The sequence below is a fragment of the Candidatus Propionivibrio aalborgensis genome, from assembly GCF_900089945.1.
Taxonomy (GTDB): Bacteria; Pseudomonadota; Gammaproteobacteria; order Burkholderiales; family Rhodocyclaceae; genus Propionivibrio; species Propionivibrio aalborgensis.
Map to the genome: position 1 here is coordinate 1 of NZ_FLQY01000084.1, position 1,568 is coordinate 1,568.

A 1,568-nucleotide genomic window follows, 5' to 3' on the forward strand; every position below is an offset into this window, starting at 1 on the left:
GCCGACCCGGGGAAGTACATAGCGCAACCGACACTGGCTCTGTCCCACTGCCCGACATTTGTCGATGACAAGAAATTCGGCGAAGTGTCCCCGCGCCATCTCGATCTGCGTCCCTTTGTTTTGTCCGGCGAGAACATCGACATGGTTCCGGGTGGCCTCACGCGCGTCGCGCTGCGCGAAGGCTCGCTGGTCGTCAACTCGTCGCAGGGCGGTGGCACGAAGGACACCTGGGTACTGGAACACTGAGGCGAGGAGAATCGATATGCTTAGCCGAACAGCCGATCATCTTTACTGGATGTCACGCTTTACCGAGCGTGCCGAAAACCTCGCCCGTCTGCTTGACGTGACTCACCAGATGTCGCTCGTGCCGCAATCAGTCGCTGCCGAAAACCAGAACTGGGGCGCCATCCTGGCGCTGAACAGCCTTCAGACCGCCTTCTCCAAGTCTTACGACGAGGTGAATGCCGAGAACGTTCTGCGTTTCATGGTATCGGATGCAGACAATCCAGCGTCGATCTACAGCTGCCTGCGCGCCGCGCGCGAGAACGCTCATGCCGTACGCGGCACGCTGACCGCAGAGACATGGGAGAGTTGCAACGCCACCTGGATCGAGTTGCGCGAGCAGAGCTTCGAACAGATTCTATCTACCGGCGTTGGCGAGTTTTTCGAATGGGTCAAGTTGCGCTCCGCCGTCATGCGCGGCGTGACCTTCGGCACCATGCTGCAGGACGATTCGCTGGACTTCATCCGTCTCGGTGGGCTGCTTGAACGTGGCGACAACACGGCACGCATTCTCGACGTGAAGTACCACGTGCTGCGTACCAATGGTGATGAGGGCACGACAGATTTCTACCAGTGGGGTGCGCTGTTGCGTTCGCTGTCGGCCTTCGAGGTCTACCGCAAGGTCTATCGCGATGTGATTACACCGGCGCGTGTCGCCGAGTTGCTCATGCTGCGCGTGGATATGCCGCGCTCCCTGCATTCCTGCGTGGATGGCATCGTACGCGTGCTCAATCGGGTCGCCAACAGCAGCTCGGTGGCAGAAACTGGAAGGCGCGCCGGCATGTTGCACGCACAGCTGCACTTCGCCCGGATAGACGATGTTCTGTCCAAAGGCTTGCACGAGTATCTGACCGATTTCATGGATCGCATCTACGATCTTGGCGAAGGCATTGGGCATGACTTCCTCGTACCGGCAAGCTGAATGCGGTAATATGAAATCCTGTCTTTCGTTGACGAGGCATCGCCATGTCAATCAACGTATCGGTTATTTCTACAGCCAACAGCACACGTCATTTCGCACTGAATAGTGTCGAATCGATCAGTCACCTGCTCATCAACCTGAAGCGCAGCTCGCGAATTTTCACCGGGAATCTGCTTATCATCGGCTCAGGAGCCCAGACCGAGATTTTTTCTACCGCTTCGATAGCCTGCGTCGAAATGGAATCCGAAAACGACCTCGAGGTCTACCTCCCTCGAGGGCAGAACCTGGCATTGACCTCGCTGACAACCGTCGAGGCTATTGAGCCCTTCGAAGGAGGGCTCGAAAGCGAGTTCTTCAAGGTGCA

The 1,568-nt window shown here is 57.5% G+C and carries 3 protein-coding genes; all 3 read left to right on the forward strand.

What is annotated here, in order from left to right; all coding sequences use genetic code 11:
- Positions 1-246 (forward strand): circularly permuted type 2 ATP-grasp protein (locus PROAA_RS05485; protein ID WP_186410380.1); only part of this gene is annotated, 246 nt, incomplete at its 5' end.
- A 16-nt stretch (positions 247-262) separates the two neighbouring features.
- Positions 263-1,204, forward strand: coding sequence for an alpha-E domain-containing protein (locus tag PROAA_RS05490; protein WP_186409985.1), 942 nt, complete (start codon positions 263-265; stop codon positions 1,202-1,204).
- A 44-nt stretch (positions 1,205-1,248) separates the two neighbouring features.
- A partial coding sequence (locus tag PROAA_RS05495; RefSeq protein ID WP_186410381.1) for a hypothetical protein occupies positions 1,249-1,568 on the forward strand: 320 nt, incomplete at its 3' end.